The following is a 7,123-nucleotide window of genomic DNA, read 5'->3' as shown; positions in this document are numbered from 1 at the left end:
TCGACCTCGCCAGCCCCGACGCGCAGGCGCGCGCGGCGCATAACCGCGCGCTCGCCGAGGAACTTCGGGCCAAGGTCGCCGAGGCCGCGCTTGGCGGGAGCGAGAAGGCGCGCGAGCGGCACACCAGCCGCGGCAAGCTGCTGCCGCGCGAGCGGATCGAGCGGCTGCTCGATCCCGGCAGCCCGTTCCTCGAGATCGGCCAGCTTGCCGCCAACGGCATGTACGAAGGCGACGTCTCGGGCGCCTCGATCATCGCCGGGATCGGCCGCGTCTCGGGCCGGCAGGTGATGATCGCCGCCAACGATGCGACCGTGAAGGGCGGCAGCTACTACCCGATGACGGTCAAGAAGCATCTGCGCGCACAGGAGATCGCCCGCGAGAACCGCCTGCCGTGCATCTACCTCGTCGACAGCGGCGGGGCGAACCTGCCCTACCAGGCCGAGGTCTTTCCCGATCGCGAGCACTTCGGGCGGATCTTCTACAACCAGGCGCAGATGAGCGCCGAGCGCATCCCGCAGATTGCCTGCGTGATGGGCTCATGCACCGCGGGCGGCGCCTACGTCCCGGCGATGAGCGACGAGAGCGTGATCGTGCGCGACCAGGGCACGATCTTCCTCGCCGGCCCGCCGCTGGTGAAGGCCGCGACGGGCGAAGAAATCAGCGCCGAGGACCTCGGCGGCGGCGACCTTCATGCGAAGAAATCGGGCGTGGTCGACCACCTCGCCGAGAACGACGAGCATGCGCTGACCATCGTGCGCGATATCGTCAGCCATCTCGGCGCGAACGAGGGCGCGAGCCTCGACCTCAAGGAATCGCGCCCGCCGAAGTTCGACGCCGAAGACCTCTATTCGATCATTCCCGAGGATGTCCGCGCACCCTACGACGTGCACGAGGTCATCGCCCGGCTGGTCGACGGCAGCGAGTTCCACGAGTTCAAGGCGCACTACGGCTCCACGCTGGTCTGCGGCTTCGCCCACATCTGGGGCATGCCGGTGGCGATCCTCGCCAACAACGGCGTGCTGTTCTCGGAAAGCGCGGTGAAGGGCGCGCACTTCATCGAGCTCGCCTGCCAGCGCGGCATCCCGCTGCTGTTCCTGCAGAACATCTCGGGCTTCATGGTCGGCGGCAAATACGAGGCCGAAGGCATCGCCAAGCACGGCGCCAAGCTGGTCACCGCGGTCGCCACCGCTCAGGTGCCCAAGATCACCGTGGTCATCGGCGGCAGCTTCGGGGCCGGCAACTACGGCATGTGCGGCCGCGCCTATGGCCCGCGCTTCCTGTTCACCTGGCCCAATGCGCGGATCAGCGTGATGGGCGGCGAACAGGCCGCCAGCGTCCTCGCCACCGTCCACCGCGACGCCGACAAGCGGAGCAAGGAGGAAGAGGAGGCCTTCAAGGCCCCGATCCGCGACAAGTACGAGAGCGAGGGCAATCCCTACTACGCCACCGCCCGCCTGTGGGACGACGGCGTGATCGACCCGGTCCAGACCCGCGACGTCCTCGGCCTCGCCCTTTCCGCGACGCTTGAAGCCCCGATCCCCGAACAGCCGAAGTTCGGCGTGTTCCGGATGTAAGGAACAAGGGGATGAATCAGAAGGGAAACGGACGGGCGTGCTGACATCGGTACTTATAGCCAATCGCGGCGAGATCGCCTGCCGGGTGATCCGAACTGCGCGGCGGCTGGGGTTGCACACGGTAGCCGTCTACTCGGACGCAGACGCAGACGCACTGCACGTCCGCTCGGCGGATGAGGCGGTGTATATCGGCCCCTCGCCCGTGCGCGAAAGCTATCTCGTCGGCGAAAAGATCATCACAGCAGCGCTTGAGACGGGCGCCGAGGCGATCCACCCCGGATACGGCTTCCTGTCGGAGAATGCCGAGTTCGCGCAAGCGGTAATCGACGCAGGGCTGGTGTGGATCGGGCCTAAGCCCGGCTCGATCTTAGCCATGGGCCTGAAGGATGCGGCGAAAAAAAAGATGCAGGATGCGGGCGTTCCTACCACGCCAGGCTACCTCGGCGATGACCAGTCACTTGCTCGCCTGCGTCAGGAGGCCGAAGCGATTGGGTACCCAGTGCTGATCAAAGCTGTCGCGGGTGGCGGAGGCAAGGGCATGCGCAAGGTCGATGCCCCGGTGGACTTCGCCGACGCGCTGCAATCTTGCCAGCGTGAAGCCGCGGCCAGCTTCGGTAACGACCAAGTGCTGCTGGAAAAGTGGGTGACCAACCCGCGCCATATCGAAGTGCAAATCTTCGGTGACAGCCACGGAAATGTCGTTCACCTGTTCGAACGCGACTGCTCGCTCCAGCGTCGCCACCAGAAGGTGATCGAGGAGGCCCCTGCCCCTGGCATGGACCCGGAAACGCGCGAGGCGATTTGCAAGGCCGCCGTGCGCGCAGCCAGGGCGGTCGACTACCAGGGCGCGGGCACGATTGAGTTCATTGCTGACGGCTCCGAAGGCCTACGCGCCGACCGTATCTGGTTCATGGAAATGAACACCCGCCTACAGGTGGAACACCCGGTGACTGAGGAGATCACCGGGCAGGACCTCGTCGAATGGCAGCTGCGCGTAGCAAGCGGCGAGCCATTGCCGCTGCGGCAAGAGGAGCTCTCGATCGATGGTTGGGCAATCGAGGCGCGGCTCTATTCCGAAGACCCTTCGCACGACTTCCTGCCCTCGATCGGCAAGCTTGAGACACTTTCGTTCGGACCCGGCTGCCGCATCGATACTGGGGTCACGGAGGGCGCAGAAATCTCGCCGTTTTACGATCCAATGATCGCCAAAGTCATCGCCACCGGCACGGATCGCGAAGCGGCCCGCTGCAAGCTGGCACAAGCACTCCGTCACAGCACCATTTGGCCTCTGCGCACCAATGCGGGCTTCCTCGTCAAGGCGCTCGAGCATACCGACTTCGCCATGGCGCGACTCGATACCGGCCTCATCGCGCGCGAGGGTGACGCCCTGATGCCTGCCACACACCCGCCGGCGGAGAAGCTCGCGGAGGCAGCCGCCAGTCTCGCAACTGCTGGCGGATTGGCGGGCTTCCGCCTCAACGCCCCTGTCTGCATTGAAAGTGCCTTCCTGCTCGACAGGCAGGAGGTCAGTATCGCCTTCACACCTCACAAACGCGCGGGCGCCATCGCTGAAGCCGAAGACACGATCATCGCGCACGATGGCCAAGTCTGGCACCTCGCCCGCTGGCGCGTGCATGGCAAGTCGGGCGCAGCGCCTTCGGACGGGTCGATCACCTCCCCCATGCCAGGCCGCGTCACCGCGGTGGCAGTAGCCACCGGGGATAGGGTCATCGCGCGCCAGAAGCTGCTGACGCTCGAGGCCATGAAAATGGAACACACCCTGGTCGCGCCGTTCGAGGGAGTAGTCGCCGAGTTGAATGTGAGCGAAGGCGGACAGGTCAGCGAGGGTACGCTGCTGGTGCAAATCGACCGCAAGGACGACAACTGATGGCTGGTAAGTATTTCGACCAGTGGCAAGTCGGAGACACGATCACTCATGTGATTCGACGGACAGTCACCGAAACCGACAACTTGCTGTTCTCGACCATGACACATAACCCGCAACCTCTACATCTCGATCTCGAGGCTGCGAGGGAAAGTGAGTTCGGGCAAATCCTCGTAAACGGCACTTTCACCTTTGCTTTGATGATCGGCCTATCGGTCAGCGACACTACGCTGGGGACGCTGGTCGCCAACCTGGGATATGACAAGCTCGAAATGCCCAATCCGGTGTTTATCGGCGATACCGTACGCGCCGACACGGTGATCCAAGCCTTGCGCCCAAGCAAGTCGCGCCCCGGATCAGGTGTGGTCACCTTCATGCACCGCCTGATCAACCAGCGACACGAAATCGTCTGTTCCTGCCTGCGGATGGCACTGATCAAGGGAGCGCAAACATGAGAATGAGGTCGCTCCTTTTTGTTCCAGGTGACCGGCCAGAGCGATTCGCAAAGGCTGCGGCGAGCGGTGCCGATGCGCTCATCCTCGACCTCGAAGATTCGGTCATACCCGAAAAGAAGGCTGCAGCGCGCACAGCTGTCGCCGAATGGCTGCAAGGCGACCGCGTCGTTCCAATCTTTGTCAGGATAAACCCGGTCGATAGCGGCGCCGCGAATGCAGATCTTGCGGCAACGCTGCCGCATGTCCCCGATGGCCTGGTCCTGCCGAAAGCAGAGGGCGCGAGAACCATCGTCCGCCTGATCGAAATGATCGGCAACTCCGCCGTTCCACCAATCTTGCCCATTGCAACGGAAACGCCAGCGGCAATCTTTCAGCTCGACAGCTACCGCACAGTCAACAATTTCCTCGCCGGCCTGACCTGGGGTGCCGAAGACCTACCCGCAACCATTGGAGCGGCGACCTCACGCGAGGAAGACGGCAGCTACACCCCTCCTTTCGAAATGGTACGCAGCCTACTGCTGTTCGGGGCGCATTCGGCGGGTGTGGACGCCATCGAGACAGTCTTTCCGCGCATCGACGATAGCGAAGCACTCATTGCCTATGTGGCGCGGGCGCGCCGCGACGGGTTTACCGGGATGATGGCGATCCACCCGACCCAGTTGGAGACGATCAACGCAGGTTTCAGACCAACTGCAGACGAAGTCGCTCACGCACGCGCAGTGGTGGATGCCTTTTCAGCCAATCCAGACGCGGGTGCTCTGAAACTCGAAGGCAAAATGATCGACCGTCCGCACCTGGTGAAAGCAAGGAGAATATTGGAGCTGCCGGAATGACTGCAGAACGCGATTTCACCACCCTGCGCGTGGAACGGCAAGGTCCGGTCATGATGGCTACACTCAACCGACCGCAAGCTGGCAATGCCATCAATGTTGTCATGGCGCGCGAGCTCCTAGCTGCGTCGATAATTGCGGCCTGCGACACAGAGATCCGCGCAGTTCTGCTTTGCTCGGATGGCAAGACATTCTGCGCGGGTGGTGATCTTGGAGCATTCGCGAAAGCAGGCCAAGACGTGTCATCTCTAATTTCCGAAGAAGCAGCCCTCTTTCATGCGGCGATCGCGCGGCTAGCACGCATGAACAAGCCGCTGGTAACCGCCGTGCAAGGCTTTGCTGCCGGAGCGGGACTAAGCCTGGCTCTTCTTGGCGATATCGTGATCGCAGGAGAGGAAGCTCAATTTACGCTGGCCTATACAGCCATCGGGATGACTCCCGATGGCGGAGCGAGCTGGTTGCTTCCTCGACTTGTCGGCCTCCGCAAGGCTCAGCACCTGATCCTAACCAACGCGCACCTTTCGGCGCAGCAAGCCTTGGATATCGGCCTAGTGACAAAGGTTGTTCCCGATACGGAGCTCAATCGAGCGGCGCAGGAACAGGCCCGGGAACTTGCTGAAGGACCGACCCAGGCTTTCGCCCGTACGCGTGCCCTCCTGCTCTCTGCGTACGAAGAGAGCCTTGAAACGCACCTTGACCACGAGGCCAGAAGCATCGTCGCGTCGGTTGCAGGCGAAGACGGACGTGAAGGCATTGCAGCGTTTCTCGGCAAGCGCCCCCCGGCATTCGGGGGAAGATCTTGAGCAACAATTGGTCAATATTCAAAGCGCCATCCAGCGCTGCTCGGAGTTCTAATAGTATAGGTAGGGGAGATTAATCCCATGAAGATCCTCGTGCCCGTGAAGCGGGTGATCGATTACAACGTGCGCCCCCGCGTGAAGGCGGACGGCAGCGGGGTCGATCTCGCCAACGTCAAGATGAGCATGAACCCGTTCGACGAGATCGCGGTCGAGGAAGCCATCCGCCTCAAGGAAAAGGGCGCGGCCGAGGAAATCATCGCGGTTTCGATCGGCCCGGCCAAGGCGCAGGAAACGCTGCGCACCGCGCTCGCCATGGGCGCCGACCGGGCGATCCTGGTGCAGACCGATGACCAAGTCGAGCCGCTCGCCGTGGCCAAGATCCTCAAGGCCATCGCCGACGAGGAAGCGCCGGGCATCGTCATGCTCGGCAAGCAGGCGATCGACGACGATTCCAACCAGACCGGCCAGATGCTCGCCGCGCTGATGGGGCGGCCGCAGGGCACCTTCGCCAGCAAGGTCGAGGTCTCGGGCGACAGCGTCACCGTGACCCGCGAGGTCGATGGCGGGCTCGAAACCGAGAGCCTGAAGCTGCCGGCGGTGGTGACCACCGACCTGCGCCTCAACGAGCCGCGCTACGCCTCGCTGCCCAACATCATGAAGGCCAAGTCCAAGCCGCTCGCGACCAAGAGCCCGGCCGACTACGGCGTCGACACCACCCCGCGCCTCAAGGTGACCAAGGTCTCCGAACCGCCCGTGCGCCAGGCCGGCGTGAAGGTCGCCAACGTCGACGAACTGGTCGCCAAGCTCAAAGCCCTGGGAGTCGCCTGATGAAGACCCTCGTTTACGTCGAACACGACAACCAGCACCTCAAGGACGCGACGCTCGCGACCGTCACCGCCGCGGCCAAGCTCGGCGATGTCGATCTGCTGGTCGCGGGCAGCGGCTGCAAGGCCGTGGCCGATGCCGCGAGCAAGATCGCCGGTGTCGGCAAGGTCCTGCTCGCCGACGATGCCGCCTACGAGCACCAGCTGGCCGAGAACGTCGCGCCGCTCGTCGCCGGCTTGATGGACGGCCATGACGCCTTCCTCTCCCCCGCCACCACGACCGGCAAGAACATCGCCCCGCGCGTCGCGGCCATGCTCGACGTGATGCAGGTCTCCGACATCATCGGCATCGAGGGCGACAAGACCTTCGTGCGCCCGATCTACGCCGGCAACGCCATCGCCACGGTCGAATCGAGCGATGCCAAGCTGGTCATCACCGTCCGCGGCACCGCCTTCGACAAGGCCGCCGCGGAAGGCGGCTCGGCAAGTATCGAGAACGTCTCCGGCCCGGGCGACGCCGGTCTCTCCAGCTTCGTCGGCGCCGAAGTCGCCGCCAGCGAGCGGCCCGAGCTGACCAGCGCCAAGGTGATCGTCTCAGGCGGCCGCGCGCTCAAGGACGCCGAGACCTTCCAGCAGGTCATCATCCCGCTTGCCGACAAGCTCGGCGCGGCGGTCGGGGCGAGCCGCGCGGCGGTCGATGCGGGCTATGTCCCCAACGACTACCAGGTCGGCCAGACCGGCAAGATCGTCGCCCC

The 7,123-nt window shown here is 64.0% G+C and carries 7 protein-coding genes; all 7 read left to right on the top strand.

What is annotated here, in order from left to right; all coding sequences use genetic code 11:
* On the top strand, positions 1-1,574 hold a 1,574-nt coding region (locus GRI89_RS13885), incomplete at its 5' end, for a carboxyl transferase domain-containing protein (RefSeq protein WP_159794541.1).
* Positions 1,575-1,611: 37 nt separating this feature from the next.
* On the top strand, positions 1,612-3,462 hold the full coding sequence (locus GRI89_RS13880) for an acetyl/propionyl/methylcrotonyl-CoA carboxylase subunit alpha (protein WP_328598268.1): 1,851 nt from the start codon (positions 1,612-1,614) through the stop codon (positions 3,460-3,462).
* Complete coding sequence (locus tag GRI89_RS13875; RefSeq protein ID WP_159796856.1) at positions 3,462-3,914, top strand: MaoC family dehydratase; 453 nt, start codon at positions 3,462-3,464, stop codon at positions 3,912-3,914. The genes GRI89_RS13880 and GRI89_RS13875 overlap by 1 nt, the downstream gene beginning before the upstream one ends.
* Positions 3,911-4,747, top strand: coding sequence for an HpcH/HpaI aldolase/citrate lyase family protein (locus GRI89_RS13870; protein WP_159796853.1), 837 nt, complete (start codon positions 3,911-3,913; stop codon positions 4,745-4,747). Before GRI89_RS13875 ends, GRI89_RS13870 begins: the two co-directional genes overlap by 4 nt.
* Positions 4,744-5,547 (top strand): enoyl-CoA hydratase/isomerase family protein, encoded by an 804-nt coding sequence (locus GRI89_RS13865; protein WP_159796850.1) that lies wholly within the window; start codon positions 4,744-4,746, stop codon positions 5,545-5,547. Before GRI89_RS13870 ends, GRI89_RS13865 begins: the two co-directional genes overlap by 4 nt.
* 78 nt (positions 5,548-5,625) lie before the next feature.
* Positions 5,626-6,372, top strand: coding sequence for an electron transfer flavoprotein subunit beta/FixA family protein (locus GRI89_RS13860; protein ID WP_159796042.1), 747 nt, complete (start codon positions 5,626-5,628; stop codon positions 6,370-6,372).
* Positions 6,372-7,123, top strand: a 752-nt coding sequence (locus tag GRI89_RS13855) for an electron transfer flavoprotein subunit alpha/FixB family protein (RefSeq protein ID WP_159796045.1), incomplete at its 3' end; no start/stop codon positions are given. The genes GRI89_RS13860 and GRI89_RS13855, both read left to right, overlap by 1 nt.

Source organism: Croceibacterium salegens (assembly GCF_009827435.1).
In the GTDB taxonomy this organism is placed as follows: domain Bacteria; phylum Pseudomonadota; class Alphaproteobacteria; order Sphingomonadales; family Sphingomonadaceae; genus Croceibacterium_B; species Croceibacterium_B salegens.
This window is presented reverse-complemented; position numbering and strand designations above follow the sequence as displayed.

What these genes read in the sequence shown, in the direction of transcription:
- GRI89_RS13875 (WP_159796856.1), top strand. Translation starts at nt 3,462, where the DNA reads ATGGCTGGTAAGTATTTCGACCAGTGGCAAGTCGGAGACACGATCACT.
- GRI89_RS13865 (WP_159796850.1), top strand. Translation starts at nt 4,744, where the DNA reads ATGACTGCAGAACGCGATTTCACCACCCTGCGCGTGGAACGGCAAGGT.
- GRI89_RS13860 (WP_159796042.1), top strand. Translation starts at nt 5,626, where the DNA reads ATGAAGATCCTCGTGCCCGTGAAGCGGGTGATCGATTACAACGTGCGC.
- GRI89_RS13870 (WP_159796853.1), top strand. Translation starts at nt 3,911, where the DNA reads ATGAGAATGAGGTCGCTCCTTTTTGTTCCAGGTGACCGGCCAGAGCGA.